This window comes from Arthrobacter sp. NPDC093128, from assembly GCF_040683875.1.
Classification (GTDB): domain Bacteria; phylum Actinomycetota; class Actinomycetes; order Actinomycetales; family Micrococcaceae; genus Arthrobacter.
Genome location: NZ_JBFBEY010000008.1, coordinates 55609 through 79484 on the forward strand (window position 1 = coordinate 55609; position 23876 = coordinate 79484).

Genomic DNA, 23876 nt, shown 5'->3' on the forward strand with positions numbered 1-23876 from the left:
GCACACTGCTCATGACGTTTTCCGACAGCGTCCGCCCCGCGGCGGTCACGGCACGGGGCTGGGGCTGGCGGCACGCCGGCCGGTCCCAGCCGGCAGTCCATGGCCTCGACCTGGAAATTCAGCCGGGCGAGCGTGTACTCCTCCTCGGCCCCTCCGGCGCGGGCAAGTCCACGCTGCTGCATGCCCTTGCCGGAGTGCTCGGTGACAGCGACGCCGGTGCCCACCACGGGGGCGCCCCGGACGCCGAGGACTCCGACGAGACCGGCACCCTGCTGATCGACGGCGCCCCGCCGCGCGCCCAGCGCGGACGTGCCGGGCTGATGCAGCAGGACCCCGAGACGCAGGTGGTCCTCTCCCGGTTGGGGGACGACGTCGCCTTCGGCGCCGAAAACCTGTCCGTACCGCGCGGGGACATCTGGAAGCGTGTGGGGGAGGCGCTCGCCGACGTCGGGCTGGCCCACCTGCCGCTGGACCACCCGACGTCGGCCCTGTCCGGTGGCCAGAAGCAGCGCCTGGCGCTCGCCGGCATCCTCGCCATGCGCCCGGGACTGTTGCTCCTGGACGAACCCACAGCCAACCTCGACCCCGCCGGTGTGCTGGAGGTCCGCGACGCCGTGGGCCGGTGCCTGGACAAAACGGGGGCAACCCTGGTGGTGGTGGAGCACCGCGTGGGCGTGTGGAAGGACCTCGTGGACCGGATCGTGGTGCTGCAGCCGGGATCGGCCACGGAATCCGCAGTGCTCCTGGACGGGTCCCCGGACCAGGTCCTGGCCCAGGCCCGGGACATGCTCGTGGCCGCCGGCGTCTGGGTGCCCGGGTATGTGCCTGCCACACGGACGCGTTCCGGTGCCGCAGGAGTGCCGGGTGCCACTGGCGGGCGCGGTGCCGGAGTGCCCGCCGGCGGGGACCTGCTGCTGGCTGCGGAAAGCCTGGCGGTATCCCGCGAGCGTCCCCGCCGCCGGCGTTTCAAAACCGTTCCGCCGGTCCCGGTGCAGTCCGGCATCACGGCGCAGGTCCGGGCCGGCCAGGCGCTGACCATCACCGGCCCCAACGGTTCCGGGAAATCCACGTTCGCCCTGACCCTCGCCGGGCTGCTCCAGCCGGTGGAGGGTAAGGTATCCGCCACGGTCGAGCTCAGTGACGGCGCCGGAATTGACCCGTACAAATGGAAGGCGGAGCAGCTGATCGCCCGGATCGGAACCGTGTTCCAGGAGCCGGAGCACCAGTTCGTCACCGGCCGGGTGCTGGACGAGCTGATGTTCGGCCCCCGGCACCTCGGCCACGGAGAGGAACGCGTGGACGAACTGCTGGAACGCCTCCGGCTGACCAAACTCGTGGACGCGAACCCCTACACACTCTCAGGCGGCGAGAAGCGCAGGCTGTCCGTCGCCACCGTCCTGGCCGCCCATCCCAAGGTGCTGATCCTCGATGAGCCCACGTTCGGTCAGGACGCCAACACCTGGGCGGAACTGGCGTCCTTCCTCTCCGAACTCCTCGACGCCGGCACGGCCGTGGTTTCCGTGACCCACGACCAGGAGTTCAGCGACGTCCTGGGCGGCACCGAGCTGAAACTTGGCGCGCCCCGGCTCAATCTTGCTGCGCAGGAACCCGGCCCGCGCAATCCCGAGGTGGCCGCGCCATGAGGGAAGCACTGACCCTGCACGCCAACCATGCCCTGCTCACCCGGGCCAATCCGCTGGCCAAGTTCGGCGTCGTGATGCTCATGACCGTGGTGCTGGCGCTGTCCATCGACTGGGTGTCCGCCTCCGTAGCGCTGGCCTTCGAACTGCTGCTCTTCCCGCTGGCCGGCCTGACCGTCGCGCTGCTGTGGCAGCGCGGGTGGCCGTTGATCGTGGCGGCCGCGCTGGGCGGCTGGAGCACCTCGATCCTCGCGCCGGACACCGGAAGGATCCTGCTCGACGTCGGCATCTGGTCCATCAGCGAAGGCTCGCTGGAGCTGGGGCTGGGGTTCCTGCTGCGGGGACTGGCGATCGCCCTTCCCGCGGTGCTGCTGATGAGCTGTACGGACCCCACCGACCTGGCGGATGCCCTGGCCCAGAAGGCGAAGCTGCCGCACCGCTTTGTACTGGGCACGCTGGCGGCCATGCGGCTGGTCGGGCTGATGGCGGAGGAATGGCAGACCATCGGCATGGCCCGGCGCGCGCGGGGCGTGGGCTCGCACGGGACTCCCGCGCAGCGTCTCCGGGCGACGCTCGGGCAGAGCTTCGGCCTCCTGGTGCAGGCCATCCGCCGGGCTTCACGGCTCGCGGTCACCATGGAAGCGCGCGGCTTCGGCGGCGCGCAACGGACCTGGGCGCGGGAATCGACGTACAGTGCGTTGGATATCTGGGTGGTCCTCGGCGGGCTCCTCATTGCCGCCGCGGCCGTCTCCGCGGCAGTCGGCGCGGGGACCTGGAACATGGTGTTCCTCGAGCAGCAATAGACCGCCCGGGCCACGCCTCGGAGTGGTGACGCGCCAGCATTATTCGCGCCAGTGGAGGAATCCCCTGTGGCCTTCCAGCGGCGTAAGCACGACGTCGCGCCCGTACTTTTTCTTTGCATCCTCGCCGAAGAAGGCATCCGGAATAATACGAATGGCCTTGGCGACCTTGCCGTCCTTGAGGAAGATGAACAGCGCCGGGGAAGCCGTGTAGCGGTTCTCCCTCGTGACCGCCTCGCCGAACGCTGCCTCAAGGTCTTTCGCGGGTGTCCCCTCGGTGACGAAGCCTGCCTCGTCCCAGTCGAAGTCGGTGGCATCGGCCAACCTCAGCTCTGTGCCCGTGGTCGCCGCTTCCAGCACCAGGCTGTTCAGATTGTCGTTTCCTTCAGGCATGGTGGTTCCTCCAAGGGAGCAGCCGCCAAGGGTGCACGTCAGGACAAGCGAGAGCAGAATCAACCCCGTACATATCGCACGAAGTGGATATTCTGTGAGTTCAAGTGCACTTTCCGGCGTTTCGCATGACCAAATAGCTCATGCGTGATATTTTCGTCATATGACTCAAGAGACCGCTGAACACGTAGGCCTGCTGCTCCGCGATGCCCGCGGCGAGAAAGGCTGGACCCAGGGGCAGCTGGCGGCCGAGCTGGGAACCAGCCAGAGCGCCATCGCCCGGATGGAACAGGGCAAGCAGAACCTCAGCCTGAAAATGATCCAGCGGCTCGAGGCGATTGTGGGCCGCAGCATCGTCAAGGTCGGCCGGCCGCAGATGACGCACCTTCGGGTGGAGGGCGGCCGCACCCTCTCCGGTTCCGTGGACGTCAACAGCAGCAAGAACGCCGGCGTGGCGCTGCTCTGTGCCAGCCTCATCAACCGCGGCACCACCACGCTGCGGCGCCTGGCCCGGATCGAGGAAGTGAACCGGATTGTCGAGGTGCTGACCAGCATCGGTGTCGAGTGCACATGGCTCAACGCCAACGACCTGCAGCTCCGCCGTCCCGCCGTCCTGGACCTTGATTCCATGGACGTGGAAGCCGCCCGGCGCACCCGCAGCGTGATCATGCTGCTCGGGCCGCTCCTGGACGAGTCGGCAGAGTACCGGCTTCCGTACGCGGGCGGCTGCGACCTGGGCACCCGAACTGTGGAGCCGCACATGCAGGCCCTCCGCCAGTTCGGCCTTTCGGTGGAAGCCAAGTCCGGCTTCTATTCCGTGCAGGCTCCGCCGGCCGACGGCGACAACCGCACCTTCGTGCTGAGCGAACGCGGTGACACGGTCACCGAAAACGCGATCATGGCCGCGGCGCACCGCCGCGGCACCACAGTCATCCGCAACGCCAGCCCCAATTACATGGTCCAGGACCTCTGCTTCTACCTGCAGCGGCTGGGCGTTGTTATCGAGGGGGTGGGGACCACCACCCTGAAGATCACCGGGCAGCCGTCCATCGACGTCGACATCGAATACTTCCCGTCCGAGGACCCCATCGAAGCGATGAGCCTCATCACCGCCGGCATCGTCACCAATTCTGAGGTCACCATCCGCCGTGTCCCCATCGAGTTCATGGAAATCGAACTCGCCACCCTGGAACAGATGGGCCAGGAACTGGAGATCTCCGGGGAGTACTTTGCCCGCAACGGGCGCACCCGGCTGGTGGACGTCACCACGAAGCCTTCTGCCCTGCATGCCCCCGCGGACAAGATCCACCCGATGCCGTTCCCCGGCCTGAACATCGATAACCTGCCGTTCTTTGCCGTCATTGCAGCCAACGCCGAAGGCCAGACGATGATCCACGACTGGGTCTACGAGAACCGCGCCATCTACCTGACCGAGCTGAACAAGCTGGGAGCCCGCGTCCAGCTGCTGGATCCGCACCGGATCTACGTGAACGGACCCACGCGGTGGCGTGCCGCGGAAGTGGGCTGCCCGCCTGCCCTGCGCCCGGCGGCGTGCATCCTGCTGGCCATGCTGGCGGCCCGGGGAGTGTCTGAGCTGCGCAACATCTACGTGATCGAGCGCGGGTACGAGGACCTGGCCGAGCGGCTCAACACCATCGGCGCGAAGATCGAATACTTCCAGGACTGACGTCCGCTCTGCGACGCGCGGGCGACGGCGCGTCCCAGAGCGTGCCCGTCCGTTCATGAGCTTCCGTTACGGAACCTGTCTAACCCGGCGACACGGGCGCACAATGTATGCATGCGAACTTTCGGGGTTGAGGAAGAGCTGCTGATCGTGGACCCCGTGACCGGGGAGCCGCTGGCGCTGGCGGACGCCCTCCTGACAGGGCGGAAGCTCGCCGCCGACGATTCCCCGGACAAGCCGAGGATTCCGGACCCGCATGACGCAACGAACGACTCAACGAATGACGACGACGCCACTGGGCTGACTGCCGAGCTGAAACTTGAGCAGATCGAGACGCAGACGCGGCCGTGCCTCGACTACGCGGAGCTGCTCCACCAGATCCGCGAGGGCCGGGGACTGGCCGACCGCGCCGCCAAGAAACACAGCGCACGGGTGGCCGCGCTGGCAACATCGCCGATTGCCTCCACGACGCACACCACGCCGAACCCCCGCTACGCCACCATGCAGGAGCGTTTTGGGCTCACAGTCCACGAGCAGCTGACCTGCGGGTTCCACGTCCACACGTTCATCGAGTCGCCCGAGGAAGGCGTGGCTGTCCTCGACCGGATCAGGGACAAGCTGGCGGTGCTGACTGCGCTCAGCGCGAACTCGCCATTCTGGAACGGCGTGGAGACCGGCTTCGAGAGCTACCGCACGCAGGCCTGGAACCGTTGGCCGACGTCGGGCCCGTCCCAGATCTTCGGCACGCACTCCATGTACCGGCGGGTCGTCACCCGACTGCTGGACAGCGGCGTGCTGCTGGACGAGGGGATGATCTATTTTGACGCGCGGCTGTCCCGCAACCACCCCACGGTGGAGGTCCGTGTGGCCGACGTCTGCCTGGAGGCCGAGGACGCTGCGCTGATCGCCGTCCTGGTGCGCGGCCTGGTCGAGTCGGCCAGCAGGGAATGGCGGGCCGGAGTTGACCCCGCCCCTGTCCCCACCGTGCTCCTGCGGATGGCGGCGTGGCAGGCCAGCAATTGCGGGCTTCGCGGTGAACTGCTCGATTTCGGCACGTTCCGCCCGGCTCCGGCCGAGGAAGTGGTGGAGGCGCTGGTGGACTTCGTGGCGCCGGTCCTGGCGGAACAGGACGAACTGGAATTGGCCCGGAAAGGCGTGCGCAGGATCCTGGACCGCGGGACCGGTTCGGAACAGCAGCGCCGTGCCATGCAGGACGGCCTCGCAGGAGCTTCTGATGCCGCCGCGGCGCTCGCCGCCGTCGTGGCGCACGCGGTGGAAGTCACCATGCGCAGGGCCGAAGACATCAACGCGCGCGGGCCGGCGCCGGTTCTGTTACGCGTTCGGCAGTCGTGATCAGTTCCTACAACCCCGGAGCGCGCCATGGAAACCGAATTCGCCCAAGTCACCGGCCATGATGTCACCACCATCACCTGCATATGCGGAAACACTGTGGGCGATGAAGGACTGATCCAGGCCAACTCCGAAGGCATGCCGGTCCACCTTGGCGGGGATACGCCAGTGCCTGCCGGCCTGGCCGCGTGGCCGGAAGACGAGGATCTCTACACCCTGTGCCCCGCCTGCGGCCGCGTCTACCACGACACCGTTATAGAAGAGACCGGAACCGCGCCAGTGGCCTTCACAGTGGATGTCGCCACCGCGCCCGTCGCCGATGCCATCCGCATCCACTGGGAGCTCGACACCTAGGCACTGCTGTTTCCGGGATCCATCGACAAGGATATTGGCTGGGAATAGCCTTAGTCCGTCCGGGAATTACCCGACGATGATGACGGAGAGGTGCCCGAAATGGGAACCCAGGAGAATGTTGAACTGGTCCGGCGCGGATACGAGGCATTCAGCGCAGGTGACATGGCAACCCTTGGTGAAATATTCGCGGAGGACGCAGTCTGGCACGTCGCCGGAGACGGCGTGCTGTCCGGAAAGAAGGAGGGTCGCGACGCCATCCTGGCCTATTTCGGTGAACTCGGTGCCCGTTCAGGAGGCAACCTGAAGGTGACAGTTGAGGAGATCATCGGCGGGGAAACCAACACTATTGCGGTGCAGCACAACCAGGCCGAGAACGGCGGCCGGGCCCTGGACCAGGACGGCGTAATCGCATTCCGGGTAGCTGACGGCAAGATCACTGAGGGACGGGAGTTCTTCCAGGACACCGCCAAGGGCGACGCATTCTGGGCATAACCCCACCTGACAGCCGGTGAGGGCGCCCCATCGGCGCCTTCCACGGCCCGGAACAGTGTTGTGGCCCAGCCCAGTGCTATGACCCGGCCGGGGTCACTGCCCGGCCCAGTACTTTTGCACTTTCGGAGCTGCCGCCGCCAGTTGTTCTCCGCTGATCAGAACCGACACCTCGGCCATGCCAAGGTCGTCCCATTGCGCCACCACCCGGCTGTCGCCGCCCCGGGGAAGCGGCCACAGCCAGAACTTGCTGGAGGCGAAGAGCTCATCATCGCTGCCCGAGCCCCCACTGCCGCCTGCCATCATCAGGACCGGCCCCGCCACTGTCTCTGATCCGTCAAACATGCCCGGGTGCAGCCGGGAAGTCGTGGTCTTCCGCCCGTCCGGAAAGGCGACGCCGAAACGGAGGGCGCCGCCGTGGCCGCCCGCCGCATCCGGCCTGTAGCCGCCCCGGTTGAAGCACTGATCGGTGATAAGGCTCCATTCGCTGTCCTTCTCGCTGGACCGGCGGACTGCCCACACCACCTCGAACAGGCACCCGGCAGAAAAGACCTCGACACTTTTCGCCGCCATGACCATCCGGTCAGACCGGTGAAGGAACTGCCCCACTGAAATGACCGCAGGAAGCTCGTCAGACGGCGGTCCGGCCCACACCGGCGGGACGTGCCGGGGCGGGCGGGGCCTCGGCGGCGGTTCGGGAATGTCGTCGAAGAAGGACATGCCTTCATCCTTGCACTGGCGTCAAGACTCCCGCCAAAGCCGGGGTGGACGCCCAGAGGCGAAGGCCAGCCCTGAAGTCACCCCGAACAATGCACCCGAGCTGGCCCGGCTGATCGACACCATCCTCGCCCACGGCTGACAAACGCAGGAATGTAGCGTGGCACGGAGCGCTCGTAGCACCTGAAGCTGTCACCGAATTTGTCCGCCAGCAGCGACTCCTCACGGAGTACCTGCCGGTGGACGGCGGCGGCCGAAAACGGGAGGGCGGCTAGAATCCACGCGTCATCACGCACCAGGCCGATCCCCAGGTGAAGGAGGGACCAGCCGACGTACATCGGGTTGCGGCAGAGGGCATAGGGTCCTGAAGTGACCAGCACGCCGGGGTCCGCGAGGCGCGTTTCGCGGGCGGCTGCCCAGGACCAGCCGATTACCAAGCACCCCGCTGCCAAGGCGCCGAGGCCAATGACCTCTTGCCCATCGAAGCGCTGCCCGCCGGCGTGGGGCTGCCGCGTGCCCGGCCGCCGGGTGCCGGGCACAACATGGTTCGTCCCGCCGCCCAGGCGCAACGGCAGTACGCGCTGCAGCAGCAGGCCGGCGGCAATACCCAGCAGGTTCTGCTCCGGCAGCGGAACATTCGAGGCCAGCGTCCGCCAGGACACGCTAGATCTGCTTCAGCGCCTGTTCCAGGTCCCGGATCAGGTCGTCAACATCCTCGAGTCCTACCGAGAGCCGGACCACGCCGTCGCTCAGCCCGATGGCCGCACGGCCTTCCGGCCCCATGGCACGGTGGGTGGTGGTGGCGGGGTGGGTGATGAGCGACTTCGCATCGCCGAGGTTGTTGGAGATGTCGATGATCCGCAGCGAGTCCAGCAGCGCGAAGGCGGCCTCTTTCGCCGTACGGCCCGCGGACGGCGACAGCTCCAGCGTCAGCACGGTCCCGCCGGCTTTCATCTGCTTTGCTGCCAGCTCGTACTGCGGGTGTGACTTCAGCAGCGGGTACTTGACCCAGCTGACGGCGGGCTGCTCCTCAAGCCATTCGGCCAGGCGGAGCGCCGAGGCCGAGGAGTGGTTGACGCGCAGCGCCATGGTTTCCAGGCCCTTGGTCAGCACCCAGGCGTTGAATGCGGAAAGCGCCGGTCCGGTGTGGCGCATGAGCTGCTTGACCGGACCGTCGATGAACTCCTTGGTGCCCAGGATGGCGCCGCCCAGGACCCGGCCCTGGCCGTCAATGTGCTTGGTGCCGGAGTACACCACCACGTCGGCGCCGAGGTCGCCGCAGCGCTGGAGCAGGGGAGTGGCGAACACATTGTCGACCACCACCGTTGCTCCTGCCGCATGCGCCAGTTCGCTGACCGCGGCGATGTCCACGATCTCCTGCATGGGGTTGGACGGAGACTCGAAGAACACGGCGGTCGTCGGCTCTGCCAGGGCGGCCCGCCACTGGTCCAGGTCCGGTCCGTCGACGAACACCGTTTCCACGCCCCACCGCGGCAGGATCTCGTTCAGGATGACGAAACACGAGCCGAACAGCGAGCGTGCAGCCACAACCCGGTCACCGGCGGCGAGCAAGGCGCCCAGTGCCGTGAACACGGCGGACATGCCGGACGCCGTCGCGAAGCACGCCTCGGTGCCTTCGAGCAGCCGGAGGCGTTCCTGGAAGGTGGCCACCGACGGGTTGCCGTAGCGGGAGTAGACGAACCGTTCGTCCTCGCCCGTGAAGGCGCGCTCGGCAGCTGCCGCGGATTCGTACACGAAGCCGGAGGTCAGGAAGATCGGCTCGGTGGTTTCCTGGAAATTGGTGCGGTCAAGGCCGCCGCGGACAGCCTGGGTGTCGGGGCTCCAGCCGGCGGCATCGGGGTTGAAGGTCACTTAGTTCTTTCCGAGGTTGGTGGGCAGGCCGCGGTTTTTCCAGCCGTTGACGGTGCGCTCGCCCCAACGGTCCGGTTCGCCTTCGAAGCCTTCAAGGACGTTGTAGGCGGTGAAGCCGGCCTGCGTGGCGGCGATGGCGGCGGCAACCGACCGGGCGCCGGAACGGCAGAGGAACACCAGTTCGACGCCGGTGTCCTCCGGGGCCTGCTGCTTCAGCTGGTTGATGAATTCCGGGTTGGGGATCCCGCCCGGGAAAGTCCACTGGATAAAAAGGGGATCGTTTTCCGTGGCCTTGGTGTCCGGGATGCCGATGTGCGCCCACTCACCCTCAGTGCGGACGTCCACCAGGACGGCGCCCTGTTCCAGTTTGGCCCAGGCGTCCTGGGGGCTCAGGTCTCCGGCGTAGCTCACGCGTGCCCCTCGAAAGCGTCGCCGGGGAAGTCGGCGTCGAAGTCGAGCTCGTCCACCGCGGTTGCCACAGCGGCGTCGGCGGTGGCGATGGCCGCGGGCAGGATCACTGCCTGCGCCACGATCACGCTCGTGCCGTTGAAGGTGGCCGCCGGGCTCCCGTGCAGGATGTACCCTTCGGACAGTGCCGCGGAGATGCGCTCGCAGAAGGTGCGGTCATCGGGGCCGGTGATCAGCCGGTACGCCAGCTTTTCCTGGGGCTGGTCCTGGGCGGCAGCCGGGGCGGCGGCCGGAACCAGTTGGGCGGGGGCGTCAGACACGACGGGTCTCCTTCTCTCACGCTTGCAGCTCGAATTGGTCGATATGCCGAGTATTCACCTGAGGCACCCCGCCGCGAAAGGGAGGGTTGCCGACCGGCCAGTCAGGGCTTGCCACCGGTTCTCATTACTCCCCAAAAACGTAACACTTACGACGGCCGCCTGCATCGCCGTCGTCGTCATCTTCCGTAACGGGACCACGCGCAATGCGCAGTTAACCCGGAACTTATTGGGGGTCACTTACGGCCTGTACGTGACCCCGTATTGCGGTTACAAATGCCGGTGCGGGGAGGATAATGACGGGAGATGAACCGCTGTAACGCCGGATGAAATCAGGCAGCCGTGAACAGATCCAACGGGAATACAGTCAGTCCCATGCTGCACTTCGGTTGGTTTGTGGGTCACGGATTTGGCGTCCAGGGCTGGGGCACTCCCGGTTACGGCATCGGGTACGACTGGAAAAAGCCGGCGCTCTACCAGCACGCCGTGCGGGAATTCGAACGGGCAGGGCTGGACCTGTTCATCATCGAGGATTCACTCACCGTGCCGGACACCTACGGCGGGAGCGCCAAGGTGTCGCTGGCCCAGGCGTCCTTCGCGCCCAAGCATGATCCGCTGGCCCTGGTTCCGTACCTGCTCTCCGCCACGGAACACCTCGGCATTGTTCCCACGGTGAGCGCGTCCTTCTACCCGCCGTTCACAGCTGCGCGGCTGCTGGCGACCCTGCAGCACTTCTCCAACGGGCAGCTGGGCTGGAACGTGGTGACCTCCGGCAGCGATCTTGCCGCGCAGAACTACGGCCTGGACCAGCAGATCGAGCATGACCTCCGCTACGAGAAGGCGGAGGAATTCGTGGACGTGGTGCGCAGGCTCTGGCGCAGCTGGGAGCCGGACGCCATCCTGGAGGACGCGGAAGCGGGCGTGTTCGCGGACCACACGAAGGTCCACCCGATCAACCACGACGGCGAGTTCTTCAAGGTCCGGGGGCCGCTGAACACCGCGCCGCTGCCCGAGGAGCCGGTGCTGGTCCAGGCCGGCGCGTCCCCGCGGGGCAAGGCGTTCGCGGGCGGCAACGCCGACGTCGCTCTTGCCCTGGCGAGGGGTGTGGACGGCATGAAGGCCTACCGCGATTCGATCCGCGCCGAGGCAGCCGCGGCCGGGCGGAACGCCGACGATATCAAGGTGCTTTACGTCCTCAAACCCACCGTGGTGGGCTCCCGCGCCGAAGCTGAGGAGCTCCGGGAGCAGCGCCGCCAGCTCACGCAGCGCGACATCGACAGCCAGCTGAATTCCATCTCCTACCTCTCCGTGATCGACTTCAAGCAGTTCGACCTCGACGCCCCGCTCCCCGACCTCACCACGAACAGCAACCAGGGCACCCTGGACCATTTCGCCAAAGCCGGTCCGCCCGGATCCACGCTGCGCCAGCTCCTGCAGGCCCGCAGTGGCGGCGCCGGGGACAGCATCATCGGCACCGCCGAAGAGATTGCGGACTACCTCGAGGAGACAGGGGCGCAGGTGGGCGGGGACGGTTTCCTGTTCTCCGGTTTCGTGGACCCGGCCACGGTTCACGGGGTGCTGGACCGCCTGGCGCCGGTGCTGCGGCGCCGGGGGCTGCTCCGAACAAGCTATGGCGACGGCGGCTTCCGCCGGAACCTACTGGACTTCTAGTCCCATGGGCAACGGCAGCGGCAACTTCCTGATCGGCACGGCCCACCTGCGCGCCAGGGACGTCGCGGAGGCAGCGGCCGATCCGGCGGTGAAATTCGTCCTGAGTACTGACGCCCTGGAGCTGATCGGGCTCTCGCGTGAGGTGGTGCAGCAGGCCATCGAGTCCGGCCACAGCGTCTACGGCCTCAACACCTTGCTGGGTTCCGGGCGTGACACCGCTGTGGAGGACAAATCGATCCTTGCCTACCAGGTGCAGGTGGTGCGGTACCACAACAGCGGTGTGGGCGACCCCCTGGACCGCGACGAGGTCCGGGCCGTCATGCTGGCACGGCTCGTGGGCTTCAGCCGCGGCGGCTCCGGCGTCCGGCCCGAAACTGCCCGCTTCTATGCCGAAATGCTGAACAGGGGAGTGGTCCCCGCCATCCCGCGCGACGGGTCCGTGGGCTCTGCCGACCTGACCCATCTCGCCGCCGTGGCCGCCGTCGCTATCGGGGAAGGCCAGACGGTGGCGCCGGACGGGAAGCTGGTGCCTGGCGGGCAGGCCCTTGCGGACGGCGGGCTGGCGCCGCTGGAACTGGCACCCGGCGAGGCCCTGGCCCTGGTCAGCTCCAACTCCTATTCGATCGGGGTGGGCGCGCTGGTGCTGCACCGGATCCTGCGGCTCGCCGATCTCGCGGACACCGCTCTTGCGCTGTCGCTTGAGGCAACGGCAAGGCACGACGGCGGCGGCAACCTCAGCCCGTTTTCGCCGGCGGTGCAGGCGGCCAAGGCGGTAGACGGCCAGGCGGTCACGGCAGGCAATGTCCGGCGGCTGCTCCGGGGTGGATGGCTGGAGGACCCGACGCGGGAGGCGTCAGTGCAGGACGCGCTTTCCTTCCGGGCCGCACCCCAGACCCACGGAGCTTTCCGGTGGCAGGTAACCGCCTTGGAAGACGCCCTGGAGGTGGAGCTCAACGGCCGCGGCGACAACCCGCTCACCGATCTCGACTCGGGGCGGATGGTGTCCGGCGGGAATTTCCAGCCCATGCAGCTTGCGCTGGCGTTCGAAGGCCTGCGCCTCGGGCTGGCCCATCTGGGAATCAGCAGCGAACGGCGGATCGCCAAGCTCTACCCGCCGCAGCGGCGCATCCGCCAGCGTCACCTCGAGGCCGCCAGGAACGGAGCCGCGCTGGAACCTGAAGAGCTGCCCGGACTGCTCTGGTACTCGGCAGCCGGCCTGCTGTCCGAGCTCAAGGTCCTCGCTGCGCCGGCGACCCTCGGGGCGCCCACGTTGTCCGCGGATATCGAAGACCACTCAACGCTGGCTCCGCTTGCCCTCCAACTCCTGGAGCGCTCCGTGGACGCGGCTGAAAAGCTTCTCGCCATCGAGGCACTCACGGCCGCGTACCTGCTGGGCGGGGCCGAAGCGCGGGCGGTGCGGCCGCTGGGAAAGGGGACGGGCGCCGTCGTCGAGCGCCTTTCGGGCCTGCTGGCCCGGCACCTGCCGGCGGCGGCGCTGGTGGAAGAGGCGCGCATCGAACTGAACGGCGCCATGGGAAGCGTGCTGGGCCGTGCCCTGAACGGTGACCACAACGGCGGGGCGGAAAGGTAGCCATGAGCACAATGACAGGCAGGCATGCGGTTCAGGAAGCTGATGTTGCGGCGGATGCCGCGGCGGTCCTCGCGCAAGTGGGAAACACGCCGCTGGTGCCGCTGAAGGTCCTGAGCAAGGGCCTCGGCAGTACCGTCTACGTCAAACTCGAATCCGACAATCCGGGCGGCTCCATCAAGGACCGGACGGCACTGAGCATGGTCCGCGCCGCTGAGCGCAGCGGCGAACTCCGGCCGGGGGCCACCATTGTCGAGAGCACCTCGGGCAACACCGGGATCGGGCTGGCGCTGGTCGGCGCGCTGACGGGGCATCCCGTCGTCGTGGTCACCGGGGACACCATCTCATCCGAAAAACTCGCGGCGCTGTACCGCTATGGAGCCAAGGTGGTGGTGACGGACTGGGCCGCACCAGCGGAGTCACCCGAGAACGCTCGGACAGTCGCGGCACGGATCACGGCCGACCTTCCCGGTGCGTGGCGGCCGCAGCAGTTCGACAACCCCGCCAACCCGCTGGCCCACTACGAAGGGACGGCACCGGAGATCTGGGAGCAGACGTCCGGCAAAATAACGCACTTCGTGGCCGGAATCGGCACCGGCGGCACCATCAGCGGCAACGGCCGGTACCTGAAGGAAAAGACGGGTGGCCATGTTGAGGTGATCGCCGCGGATCCTGTCGGCTCGGTGTACAGCGGCGGCCACCCCGGCGAGATCCTGGTGGACGGTGTGGGAAATTCCTGGCCGGAAGCCGAGTGGCCCAAGATCTTCGACCGCAGCATCGTGGACCGTTTCCTGCGCGTTCCCGACAACGAGGTGTACACCACCGAGCACCGGCTGCTGAACGAGGAGGGGCTCTCCCTTGGCCCGTCGTCAGGGCTTGCCGTTGCGGCCGCCATGAGGGTCGCGCTCGCCGCACCGCACGGTTCGGTGGTGGTAGCCATAGCCCCCGACGCCGGGAGCAACTACCTGAGCAAGGCGTTCAACCCGGTGTGGCTGGCGGACAACGACATCCATCTGGCCGCGGAATTCGTGGAGGAATAGCTCGCCTGCTTAGCATTACGACTCGGATACAGCTAGAGACAGACCGCCGGTCTCGTTGTACGCTTTTGAAACGTTCGCGGTTCCCGCATCCTCGAATAAGTATGCGGTGTGGTCATGGACGGGTCCCGGGCTCAGCCGGGACCAGCACTTATAAAGGAATAGCCAATGTCAATGGATGAGACTTCTTTTCCAGCATTGACCGATGGAGAATCGACTGGGTTCCGGGGACACGAGTCGATCCCGCTATCGGACGTGAGTGATCCGACGATCCGCGGACAGGCGTGGGACATCATCGAGTCCGTACTGGATGATGCCACACCGCAGAACGAGTGGGTGCGCGAGCAACTGCGCAGCCAGATGGAATCCCACCCGGGGAACCCCGAGCGTGCCCTGCTGGAGCACTTGATTGCCACCAGGAGCATCACGGAGGAGCAGTCCGACGTTTCCGAGCTGCCCGAGGCCAACCTGCCCAGCCCGGATCTGCCGACGCCTGATGAGGACTACGGCACCACCGTGCTGTTCACGAGACGGAGCCGGCGCCGCATTGAGGCCATCCTCGGCGACAGGATGCTCCTCACCGCGTTCCAGCCCATCCACGAGCTTTCCAGCCGTAACGTCATCGGTGTTGAAGCGCTGACCCGATTTGTCAGCGACGACGGCGCCAGCGCGGATCACTGGTTCAATGAAGCCGCAGCTGTGGGCCTCGGCCCGGACCTTGAATTCGCCGCCCTGCAGGCCGCGCTTGTTGCAGCGGAACAGCTTCCGGAGAACGTTTACGTCGCGCTGAACCTGTCGCCTGCCACCTGCCTTGACCCCCGGCTCCGGGCGTTCGTGGAGCAGTCCCAGCTGGCCGTTGACCGGATCGTCATCGAGCTGACTGAGCGGCTTGCCGAGGACGAATACGATCCCGTAGTGGCCGCCCTGGCACCCCTTCGGATGCGTGGTCTCCGGGTAGCTGTTGACGGCGCAGGCGCGGGTTTCGGCTCGATGAGCCAGGTCACGCACCTCAGCCCGGACATCATCAAGCTCGACCGCAACCTCATTGCGGGGATCGACCGAGGCGCGGGCCAAAAGACCCTTGGCGCGGCCATGGTCGAGTTCGCCCGGCAGATCGGCGCGGACCTGGTGGCGGAAGGAATCGAAACCCAGGCCGAGCTCGACGCGGTCAAGGAACTCGGGATGACCACCGGGCAGGGGTACCTGCTGGGCCGCCCGTCCGTCCAGCCGCTCGACTGGGCCGCCTGGCGGACCCCGGCCGAGCACGAGGCATCCATTTCGGGATCCGCCGGCCCGGCAATCTAGCCCAAGCCCCGGACGCTCTCTCAGTTTCTGCGGTCCGAAACGGGACGCTCTCTCACTTGGCGGAGAGCGGCCGTTTCATGACAACGCGGGGCCAGGCATCCAGACCGTGGGCCGCTTCTTCGGCCACGATCTCACGCAGACCTGCTGACCAGCGGTCCTCGGGAACCGGTTCAAAGCCCAGGCGTGAGTAGTACGGCCCGTTCCAGGGCACATCCGCAAAGGTGGTCAGGGTGAGCCCTTGGAGCCCGGCAGCGGCCGCCCAGCGTCCTGCTTCCTCGATGAGTGCTTGGCCGAGGCGTTGGCGGCTATGAAGCGAGTGGACTGAGACCTGCTCGATATGTGCACACGCGTCCACCACACGCACCAGGATGTAGGCCGCCGGACGGTCGAAACTGTCCGTGGCAACCCACGCCAGACCCGCATCCGCGTAAGCTGCCAGCGCATCGGAACTCAGTGGCGGGTCGTCGGCGACGAAGTCCATGCCGAGACCGCGGAAGGCATCCCCCGCGCTGACTTCGATGGCCTGCATCCTGGTGAGGTCTTCGCGGTGTGCCTTTCGAATCATCACGCCATTCAATCAGGATTGCAGCGCGACGGACCGAACCGACAAACTTTCCCCGGATCCAGTGAGAGAGCGCCGGTGAAATCTGTGCAGGAAGTGGGGAGAGCGTCGGTATAGTGCGCGCTATGGATGACAAGGCAATTCTGCACCGTTACCTTCGCACCCGGCGCGACGACCTCCTGGGAAAGCTCGACGGACTTGATGAGTACGACGCCCGAAGGCCGCTGACGCCGACCGGCACCAACCTGCTGGGCCTGGTCAAACATGTGGCCAGCGTGGAACTCGGGTACTTCGGCGAGGTCTTCGGGCGCACTGCCCCCAAGGAGCTGCCGTGGCTGGACGATGACGCAGAGCCAGACGCCGACATGTGGGCCACCCCGGCGGAGACCCGGGAACAGATCGTGGAACTCCACCGGTTCTCCGCTGAGCACAGCGACGCCACCATTGAGGCGCTGGCCCTGGACGCAGCGGGGGCTGTGCCGTGGTGGCCGGAGGAACGGCGGCACGTGACCCTGCACCAGATCCTTGTCCACATGTGCGTCGAAACGGCCCAACACCTGGGCCACGCGGACATCCTCCGCGAGCTCATCGACGGATCAGCAGGACAGCGGCCTGGGGACCCCAACCTGACCACGCGGACTCCCCAAGAATGGGCCGCCCACCGGGCCCGGATCAAGGCGGCTGCCCGCGCGGCATCCGACAAAAAGTGAGAGAGCGTCCGGGATAATCCGACGAAAAGTGAGAGAGCGTCCGGGATAACCCCGACGAAAAGTGAGAGAGCGTCGGGAGTGGCCCTACCCGATCGTGGCGAAGAGCTCGTTGAGCTCGGCGGTCAGCTGCTTGCGCAGCGCGGGCGTACCGATTTCCTTGCCGTCGATATGGTTCACGGGAGCCAGCAGCCTGATGCTCGAAATCAGCCACACTGCGTCGGCATCGAAAAGGTCCCGGGGTTCCAGCGGGCCGTACCCGAGTTCCCAGCCCGCCGCCTTTGCGGCAGCGAACAGCGCGCCCTGCGACGTGCCCGGGAGGATACCGCTGTCCAGCTGCGGGGTGATGAGGCGGCGTACCGTGCGGGTGCCGCCGGCGCCGTCGTCGGACGTGTCAAGGTGCGCGAGCAGGACTGTGGACGTGGGGCCTTCCAGGACCCGGCCGTCGGATGATGTGAAGATGACGTCGTCCGCCCCCTGCTTGTGGGCGTAGCGCAGGGCCGCCATGTTCACGGCGTAGGAGAGCGTCTTGGCGCCGAGGAGCAGCCACGGCGCCCGTTCGCCCACTTCGCTGTCGTAGCCGCGGTCCAGCAGGATGACGTCGATTCCGGTCTCCCGCTGGCGCCTTCCTGCCGCCGGAACGGGCGATGCCTGCACCCAGCACGTGGGCGTGGATGTGCCTTCGGTGCCACGCGTGCAGATCAGCTTCACCACCACCTCGTCCTCCTCCGGCGTGCCGGCCGGGTGCTGGGAACGGTACTGGCGAACCGCCGTCCCAATGGCACGGCGCCAGGCGTCCCCTTCAGGAATCTGCAGGTCCATCGCCATGGCGGAACCTTCCAGGCGCTTCAGGTGCGCGTCGAGTTTACGCGGGTTTCCGCCCACGGCGAGCATGGATTCAAAGACGCCGTCGCCGCGGGTGGCGCCCTGGTCGGTGGCCATCAGCTGCGGCTGCGAAGCATCGGCGATCCGGCCGTCGTCGAACCGGGGGTCAAGGAATACCAGCACGGTGGCCGGGGCAGCAGGAGTCATGCTTCCAGCTTAGCCTCGGGCCGGGACGCCGGCCCCGGCAACAGGCCGCCACGGAGCCCAACGGCGTTCCGCCCCTGTGCGGGATAGGCTGGGCTGAACGCCCGTTCCGGAACCGGTCCTGCGGGTGAGGAACCGTGGGGGTCTAGCCTGTGTTGTGGCCGTTTCCGCTGGCGGGCACCGCGCCTTACTGGCTCGTGCTGGCGCTGAGCATTCTTGACCTGGTCATCCGGGTGCTGGCGCTGGGCATCATTCCCGGCAACCGGCGCCCCACCACCGCCATGGCGTGGTTGCTGGGCATCTTCTTCGTGCCAGCCCTGGGCCTGATCCTGTTCCTACTGTTCGGGAACTTCAAGCTCTCACGCAAGCGCCGGTCACAGCAGGACGCCGTGAACAAGCGCGTCCGGGCCGGCACGTCCCAGCTGGCCGCCGTCGAAAGCCGCTACAGCGGCCCGGAGTGGGTGGCCTCCGCGGCGGAACTGAACAAGACCTTGGGCTCCCTGCCGATGGTGGACGGCAACAGCGTGGAGCTGCTGCCCGGGTACCCGGACTCCATCAAGGCCATGACTGCCGCCGTCCGCGAAGCGAAGACTTTCGTCAACGCCGAGTTCTACATCATGAGCACGGACCACATCACCGATGACCTCTTCGGTGCTCTTGAGGAAGCCGCGGAGCGCGGAGTGCAGGTCCGGGTCCTGTTCGACCACCTCGGCACCCTGCGCATCAAGGGCTACCGGAAACTCATCAGGCGCCTCAAGGCGAGCAAGATCCAGTGGCGGCCCATGCTGCCGCTGCGCCCGGTGCACGGCCAGTGGCGCCGCCCGGACCTGCGCAACCACCGCAAGATCATGGTGATCGACGGCGAAATAGCCTTCACGGGCTCGCAGAACCTGATCGAGCCCTCCTACAACAACCCCCGGCATCGCAAGGTGGGGCGCGAATGGGTGGAGCTCATGGCCTGCCTGCGCGGGCCCATTGTCACCACGCTCAACGTTGTCTTCGCCACCGACTGGCTCAGCGAGACGGACGAGTCGCTCGAAGACCAGCTGGAGCACCGGCCCGAAATGGCGCCGGGCCGGGTGACCGCCCAGGCCGTGCCCAGCGGCCCCGGCTTCATCACCGAGAACAACCTGCGCCTGTTCAACACGCTCATCTATTCCGCCCAGCACAAGATCTCCATTTGCAGCCCGTACTTCGTCCCGGACGATTCGCTGCTCTACGCGGTGACGACGGCGGCGCAGCGCGGCGTCGACGTCGAACTTTTTGTCTCGGAAAAGGGGGACCAGTTCCTGGTCCACCACGCGCAGCAGTCCTACTACGAGGCATTGCTGGAAGCGGGCGTGCGGATCTACCTGTACAAGGCGCCGTTCGTGCTTCACGCGAAGCATTTCACCATCGACGACGAAGTGGCCGTCCTGGGCTCCAGCAACATGGACATGAGGTCCTTCTCGCTCAACCTGGAGGTTTCGGTGATGCTCCTGGGCGCGGACATCGTGGCCAAGATGCGTGCCGTGGAGGACACCTACCGGGACATCTCCCGCGAACTGACGCTCGAAGACTGGATGAAGCGGCCTATGGCGGTCAAGTACGTGGACAACGTCGCCCGGCTCACGGCCACCCTGCAGTAAGCAGGCGTCAGCTTTCGGGGAAGCCCGCGCCCAGTGCGGAGAGCACGCCGAAGGCCTTGGTCCGGATTTCGTCGTACTCCTCCTGGGCTGAGGAATCCGCCGTGATGGCGCCGCCGATGCCGAGGCTCAGTTCAGCGCCGCCCGCCCCGTCTGCGCGGATCACCAGGGTCCTGATGGCCACGGCCGAGTCCATGGCCCCGTTCAGCGAAAAGTAGCCGATGGCGCCCGAATAGACACCGCGGGGCGCCCCTTCGAGCCGGTCCAGGATGGCCATGGTGCTGATCTTCGGAGCCCCGGTCATGGATCCGGCGGGAAAGCATGCGGCAACTGCTTCAGCGCGCGGCAGCCCGGGCTTCAGCTTCGCGTCGATGGTGCTGACCATCTGGTGGACCGTCGCATAGCTTTCGATGGCGCAGAGCCTGCTGACCGTGACAGATCCGGCCACGGCGAAGTGGCTTAGGTCGTTGCGGAGCAGATCCACGATCATGATGTTCTCGGCCCGGTCCTTGGGGGAGGACTCCAGGTCCCGCCGCAGCTGCTCGTCGCCGGCAGGGTCCGCGGCCCGGGGCCGGGTGCCCTTGATCGGCTCGGCGCGCATGCCGCCGTCGGCCGCTATTTTCAGGAACCGCTCCGGGGACGTGCTGGCCACGGTGAGCTCGCCGAACCGCAGGTAGCTGGCAAACGGCGCCGGGTTCTTCCGGCGCAGGGCCAGATACGCCTGCCAGGGATCCAGCCCGTCCGGTCCCCCTGCAACATCGGCACGGACGGCCGTGGTCAGGCAGACTTCGTACGTGTTTCCCTCGGTGATCTCATGCTGGGCGTCGGCGATCTTGGCCTTGTAAGCGTGCTCTGTGTCGCGGCCCGTGAAGGCAGGGGCTGCGATGCTGCCGATTCCGACGGCGGTGCTTGCGGTGGCGGTGCTGGCCGCACCCGCGGCCGCCGTGACCGCCGAGCGGGCGAGTGCCGTCCACTCCGGGGCGTCGGGCGCCTCCAAGGCGAGGAGCCAGGCGCATTCCTCGAGGTGGTCAAGGACCACGGCGCGGCCGGCGAAGATCATGGCGGCGTCCGGGGTGCCGGAGGGGATGTCGCTGCCGCCCGTTTCGCGCTTGAGCTCGTAGCCGAGGTAGCCCAGCCAGCCCAGGGTGAATTCGCAGTCGTAGCCCTCGGGAGCGCGGAGGGCGCGGCGGCCCCACACGCCGTCGAGCCAGCGGAAGAACGGTCCGGCAGTCTCAACAGTGGCGGTGCCGGTGGTCAGCCGGGTCACGCCGGATCGGTGCCAGACGACCTGGCCGTAGCTGCCGCCGTCGTCCGCCAGTATGCTGAAGCGGCTGCGCTCGGCGGCCGTACCGTCGGTCCGGAGGGAAGAGTCCAGCCAGACGGCATTCGGCGAGCGGCCGTAGAGGGTATCGAAGAGCCGGGCGGCGTCAGGGACACAGTCCAGCCGCTCGGCATGGAGCTGGAGGCCGCGCCGCACGGAGAGCTCGGGCAGCAGCGCGGGGGCGAGCGCGGGAAGGTATTGCAGTGCCAGGAGGACGTCGTCCGGGGCCGTGCCGTCGGCCCTGTTGAGCACACGGATGTCGGCGGTTTCGTGCACCGCATCCGCAGCAAGCCACTCATCCTCCTGCGCGGCCCACTGGTCCCAGAACGGTTCGTAGGTGCTGCCGTCACGGGCGAGGGCCCGGGTGCGGCGGTCGTCGTCGGAGGATTCCGCCCAGATGACAGCGTCCAGCATCGGACGGGCGGAATCCGCCGCGGCGCCCACGCCCTCCACGATCACGATCTCCGCCGGCAGGGTGGTGCGCGCCGGGCCGTCGTAGTGCATCTCCCAGTCCCAGCTGACCCATTCGGCAGCCTCCCCGCGGCTCAGCGGGGCCAGCACGGTGGTGACGTACCGCTCGATGCCCGCCGCCAGCCCGTTCCAGCCCGGGTAGACATCCTCCAGATGGAACAGCGACACCTTGTGGTGCTCCCGCAGCCGGGCGGCAAGCTCGATTGCCAGGGTGGTTTTTCCTGCGCCGGACCGGCCGTCGATGGCAATGATCACGGGTGCAGGGGTCATGAAATAGAGCGTACCTGCTGGCCGGACTGGTTCTGTTGCAGCACTTCCCGGCGGACATGCGCCACGATTCCGGGAACGGCCGCCCTGATGAGGTCCCAGGTGACGTCAAAATCCGCATGGCCGCCGTACCAGGGGTCTTCGATGCCCTGGTCCAGGAGGTCCCGGCCGGCCACTGCCGGATCGAAACTGCGCAGCATCCGGATCCGCGACAGCGCTTCGCCGTTAGGGGCGGTGGCCCGTAACCAGCCGTAATGGTCCACGTCGAGGGCCAGAATCAGGTGGCGGTCACGGAACCACTCGGGCCTCCATTCCCGCGCAATGTGCCTGTTGGAGGCGAGTTTGTGGGCGGCCAGCTTGCGTGCGGCCCGGGGATCGATGGGGCGGCCGGCCTCGTAGGCGGTGGTGCCGGCTGAATCCACGACGACGTCGCCGGCGAGCCCCGCTGCTGCGAAGGCCTCGGCCAGCATCAGCTCGGCCATCGGGGACCGGCAGATGTTTCCGGTGCAGACCGCGATGATCCGGTATGGGCTCGACATTGAGGACATGGAGCAAGCATGGGGGATGGTGCCCCGTCTTGGCTAGTCACGGCCCCTACGCCTTTACCGGCGGGTAAACCATGTTACGGCCCGGGTCATATCGGACGCCGCGGAAAGCCGCCGATGTGAACCCCGCTCAGCCTTGCTGGTATTCCATTCAGGCGGATGCGGACGCATCATCCACCAGCTGGCGGGAAGTTTTACTTTAGCCATTCTCACTTTACTTTCACTTGGTATATCAAGGAGATGCCGGGGAGGTAATCAGTGGATTCAGCACGTCCGCCGAGGAGCGCTAACAAAACCAGCGACGGGACCGTCGCCGTCTGGGTGCTGGCTGCCCTCATCCTTGTCTCGAACAACCTGCGGGTGCCGTCACCACCGTCGCGGAGTGATCGGCCACTTTGTTCTTCGGATGCGGCTTAAATGAAGGCCGCATACACGCTCCGGGATGGGTCCCGCAGGTCCACGGCCGGGCTGTTTCCGCCCGTGTATGCTCGGGTGGAACACTGGGCGGGGCCGTGCCTCCGGCTCCGGAGGTGACTGTATGGAGGGGAATGCGAACGTGGCCAAGCCTGTGCCCGAAACGCTGAACGGCCGCGACGACGAAGCCCGCGCCGAGCATGTCTACCAGCTGGTCCTCGAAGGCATCGTGGCCGGAAAATATGAGCAGGGCATGCGGCTGCGCGAACGCGAGCTCTCCGAGGTTTATGACGTTTCACGGATTCCGGTCCGGGAAGCCATCCAGCGCCTGGAGCAGGACGGCTTTGTGGAGACGTTCCCGCGCCGCGGCGCGGTGGTGCGCCGGCTGACCCTCACCGACGTCAACGAGCTGTTCGACGTCAGGCTCTGCCTGGAGACTTTTGCTGCGCGGATGGCAGCCGTGCGGGTGTCCGGGGGCGAGTCCGGCCGCCTGCTTCAGGAGTTGCTGGACGAAACGCGGTACGCCATCGACGGCGGGCGGACGGACGACGTCGTGCGGCTCAGCGCCGAGTTCCATGCCGAGATCGTCCGGCTTGCGGGCAGCCGCCTCCTGATCGAATCGGTAAAACCGCTGTTTGGGCGGATGCGCTGGATCTTTGGCCTCGCGCACAACCGCAGCAACGAACTCCAGCGGGACGAACACATGGAACTGTGCAATGCCATCCTTGCCGGCAAGGCGGATCTGGCGTATTCACTCGCGTACTCGCACATCGAGCTTGGCCGCGAGCCCGTCCTGGCCGGGCTGGCCCAGACGCTGCAACCCTGACACAGGCTCCCTTGCCAGCAGTGTGAAACATCATTATTGATCCGGTCAAATTGGCCGTTTGCGGGAACAGACTAACGGACCTCTCAGTTATGAGTACTGAGGGTAAAAAATGAGCACTACGTGTACGGCACTTGTCATTCCGGTCCGGTTGGACGAAGCCCTACGAACCGTGGCCATCGACGCCACTCCGGATGTCTTGCGGGAGTTGGTTGGGGGACATCTGGAGTCCGTAAGCCGCGGCGACTGGCATGTTTACATCAACGCCGAAGGCCACTCCATGAACCTGCCGCCGAACATCCGGGCAGCCCAACTCATCCACGAGGCGGGGCTCGACCTCTCGGACGCGGCCCGCGGAACGGCTGTGTTCCTTGGCCGGACCGGGCCCGGCGGTGAAGCTGACGTCCCCGGGCACCTGCTGCGGCGGGCTGCGGAAATGTTCGGATCCCCGCTGGCGGCATAGGGGGCGGGTTGCGGGACGGCCCCGCCG

The 23876-nt window shown here is 66.9% G+C and carries 24 protein-coding genes and 1 riboswitch; of the genes, 14 read left to right on the forward strand and 10 right to left on the reverse strand.

Features of this window, described 5'->3' with window-relative positions; genetic code table 11:
* Window positions 1–11 precede the first annotated feature (11 nt).
* Window positions 12–1643, forward strand: a complete 1632-nt coding sequence (locus AB0N24_RS11120) for an ATP-binding cassette domain-containing protein (protein WP_364123751.1) — start codon at window positions 12–14, stop codon at window positions 1641–1643.
* A complete protein-coding gene (locus AB0N24_RS11125; RefSeq protein ID WP_364123753.1) occupies window positions 1640–2443 on the forward strand; it encodes an energy-coupling factor transporter transmembrane component T in 804 nt (267 codons plus the stop codon). Before AB0N24_RS11120 ends, AB0N24_RS11125 begins: the two co-directional genes overlap by 4 nt.
* A gap of 39 nt (window positions 2444–2482) precedes the next feature.
* Here the strand turns inward: AB0N24_RS11125 and AB0N24_RS11130 are convergent, their stop codons facing one another.
* Entirely contained in the window at window positions 2483–2833 is a 351-nt protein-coding gene (locus AB0N24_RS11130; RefSeq protein WP_364123755.1) for a hypothetical protein, read from the reverse strand.
* A 160-nt stretch (window positions 2834–2993) separates the two neighbouring features.
* Here AB0N24_RS11130 and AB0N24_RS11135 point away from each other — a divergent pair, with 160 nt between their 5' ends.
* From AB0N24_RS11135 to AB0N24_RS11150, 4 genes are all read left to right on the forward strand, one after another.
* Window positions 2994–4517, forward strand: coding sequence for a UDP-N-acetylglucosamine 1-carboxyvinyltransferase (locus AB0N24_RS11135; RefSeq protein ID WP_364123757.1), 1524 nt, complete (start codon window positions 2994–2996; stop codon window positions 4515–4517).
* A 111-nt stretch (window positions 4518–4628) separates the two neighbouring features.
* Window positions 4629–5867 (forward strand): glutamate--cysteine ligase, encoded by a 1239-nt coding sequence (locus AB0N24_RS11140; RefSeq protein ID WP_364123759.1) that lies wholly within the window; start codon window positions 4629–4631, stop codon window positions 5865–5867.
* A 27-nt stretch (window positions 5868–5894) separates the two neighbouring features.
* Window positions 5895–6218, forward strand: coding sequence for a hypothetical protein (locus AB0N24_RS11145; protein ID WP_364123761.1), 324 nt, complete (start codon window positions 5895–5897; stop codon window positions 6216–6218).
* A 99-nt stretch (window positions 6219–6317) separates the two neighbouring features.
* Window positions 6318–6710 carry a nuclear transport factor 2 family protein gene (locus AB0N24_RS11150; protein ID WP_364123763.1) on the forward strand — a complete coding sequence of 131 codons (393 nt, stop codon included), beginning with the start codon at window positions 6318–6320 and terminating at the stop codon, window positions 6708–6710.
* A gap of 93 nt (window positions 6711–6803) precedes the next feature.
* On the opposite strand, the gene AB0N24_RS11155 is transcribed toward AB0N24_RS11150, so the two are convergent.
* The 5 genes from AB0N24_RS11155 to AB0N24_RS11175 all read right to left on the reverse strand — a co-directional run bounded on the left by AB0N24_RS11155 (window position 6804) and on the right by AB0N24_RS11175 (window position 10003).
* Window positions 6804–7427: a hypothetical protein gene (locus AB0N24_RS11155; RefSeq protein WP_364123765.1), complete on the reverse strand. Its 624-nt coding sequence runs from the start codon at window positions 7425–7427 to the stop codon at window positions 6804–6806.
* A 77-nt stretch (window positions 7428–7504) separates the two neighbouring features.
* Entirely contained in the window at window positions 7505–8086 is a 582-nt protein-coding gene (locus tag AB0N24_RS11160; protein ID WP_364123767.1) for an isoprenylcysteine carboxylmethyltransferase family protein, read from the reverse strand.
* 1 nt (window position 8087) lies between these two features.
* Window positions 8088–9296 (reverse strand): O-succinylhomoserine sulfhydrylase, encoded by a 1209-nt coding sequence (locus AB0N24_RS11165; RefSeq protein ID WP_364123769.1) that lies wholly within the window; start codon window positions 9294–9296, stop codon window positions 8088–8090.
* On the reverse strand, window positions 9297–9707 hold the full coding sequence (locus AB0N24_RS11170) for a rhodanese-like domain-containing protein (RefSeq protein WP_104174785.1): 411 nt from the start codon (window positions 9705–9707) through the stop codon (window positions 9297–9299).
* Window positions 9704–10003: a DUF1737 domain-containing protein gene (locus AB0N24_RS11175; protein ID WP_364124073.1), complete on the reverse strand. Its 300-nt coding sequence runs from the start codon at window positions 10001–10003 to the stop codon at window positions 9704–9706. The genes AB0N24_RS11170 and AB0N24_RS11175 overlap by 4 nt, the downstream gene beginning before the upstream one ends.
* Window positions 10004–10037: 34 nt before the next feature.
* A riboswitch (SAM riboswitch) is annotated at window positions 10038–10153 on the reverse strand.
* A 243-nt stretch (window positions 10154–10396) separates the two neighbouring features.
* Between AB0N24_RS11175 and AB0N24_RS11180 the strand changes: the two genes are divergently transcribed.
* From AB0N24_RS11180 to AB0N24_RS11195, 4 genes are all read left to right on the forward strand, one after another.
* Window positions 10397–11692 carry an NtaA/DmoA family FMN-dependent monooxygenase gene (locus AB0N24_RS11180; RefSeq protein ID WP_364123771.1) on the forward strand — a complete coding sequence of 432 codons (1296 nt, stop codon included), beginning with the start codon at window positions 10397–10399 and terminating at the stop codon, window positions 11690–11692.
* Between the two features lie 4 nt (window positions 11693–11696).
* Window positions 11697–13283 carry an aromatic amino acid ammonia-lyase gene (locus AB0N24_RS11185; RefSeq protein WP_364123773.1) on the forward strand — a complete coding sequence of 529 codons (1587 nt, stop codon included), beginning with the start codon at window positions 11697–11699 and terminating at the stop codon, window positions 13281–13283.
* A 2-nt stretch (window positions 13284–13285) separates the two neighbouring features.
* A complete protein-coding gene (locus AB0N24_RS11190; protein ID WP_364123775.1) occupies window positions 13286–14320 on the forward strand; it encodes a cysteine synthase family protein in 1035 nt (344 codons plus the stop codon).
* A gap of 252 nt (window positions 14321–14572) precedes the next feature.
* The gene (locus tag AB0N24_RS11195) at window positions 14573–15622 is read left to right on the forward strand and encodes an EAL domain-containing protein (protein WP_364123777.1); all 1050 of its coding nucleotides are present in this window, start codon (window positions 14573–14575) and stop codon (window positions 15620–15622) included.
* 52 nt (window positions 15623–15674) lie between these two features.
* Here AB0N24_RS11195 and AB0N24_RS11200 read toward each other — a convergent pair whose 3' ends face one another.
* Complete coding sequence (locus AB0N24_RS11200; protein ID WP_364123779.1) at window positions 15675–16187, reverse strand: GNAT family N-acetyltransferase; 513 nt, start codon at window positions 16185–16187, stop codon at window positions 15675–15677.
* Between the two features lie 122 nt (window positions 16188–16309).
* On the opposite strand from AB0N24_RS11200, the gene AB0N24_RS11205 reads away from it, so the two are divergent.
* Entirely contained in the window at window positions 16310–16894 is a 585-nt protein-coding gene (locus AB0N24_RS11205; protein WP_364123781.1) for a DinB family protein, read from the forward strand.
* An 84-nt stretch (window positions 16895–16978) separates the two neighbouring features.
* Here AB0N24_RS11205 and AB0N24_RS11210 read toward each other — a convergent pair whose 3' ends face one another.
* Window positions 16979–17923 (reverse strand): aminodeoxychorismate lyase, encoded by a 945-nt coding sequence (locus tag AB0N24_RS11210; RefSeq protein WP_364123783.1) that lies wholly within the window; start codon window positions 17921–17923, stop codon window positions 16979–16981.
* Between the two features lie 149 nt (window positions 17924–18072).
* Here AB0N24_RS11210 and cls point away from each other — a divergent pair, with 149 nt between their 5' ends.
* Complete coding sequence (gene cls, locus AB0N24_RS11215; RefSeq protein WP_364123785.1) at window positions 18073–19548, forward strand: cardiolipin synthase; 1476 nt, start codon at window positions 18073–18075, stop codon at window positions 19546–19548.
* Between the two features lie 7 nt (window positions 19549–19555).
* Here cls and pabB read toward each other — a convergent pair whose 3' ends face one another.
* Both pabB and AB0N24_RS11225 read right to left on the reverse strand, forming a co-directional pair.
* Window positions 19556–21607, reverse strand: a complete 2052-nt coding sequence (gene pabB / locus AB0N24_RS11220; RefSeq protein ID WP_364123787.1) for an aminodeoxychorismate synthase component I — start codon at window positions 21605–21607, stop codon at window positions 19556–19558.
* Window positions 21604–22152 carry a low molecular weight protein-tyrosine-phosphatase gene (locus tag AB0N24_RS11225; protein WP_364123789.1) on the reverse strand — a complete coding sequence of 183 codons (549 nt, stop codon included), beginning with the start codon at window positions 22150–22152 and terminating at the stop codon, window positions 21604–21606. The genes pabB and AB0N24_RS11225 overlap by 4 nt, the downstream gene beginning before the upstream one ends.
* Window positions 22153–22687: 535 nt before the next feature.
* Between AB0N24_RS11225 and AB0N24_RS11230 the strand changes: the two genes are divergently transcribed.
* Both AB0N24_RS11230 and AB0N24_RS11235 read left to right on the forward strand, forming a co-directional pair.
* Window positions 22688–23389, forward strand: coding sequence for a GntR family transcriptional regulator (locus AB0N24_RS11230; protein ID WP_364123791.1), 702 nt, complete (start codon window positions 22688–22690; stop codon window positions 23387–23389).
* 109 nt (window positions 23390–23498) lie between these two features.
* A complete protein-coding gene (locus AB0N24_RS11235; RefSeq protein WP_364123793.1) occupies window positions 23499–23849 on the forward strand; it encodes a DUF3846 domain-containing protein in 351 nt (116 codons plus the stop codon).
* The last annotated feature ends 27 nt before the right edge of the window (window positions 23850–23876 follow it).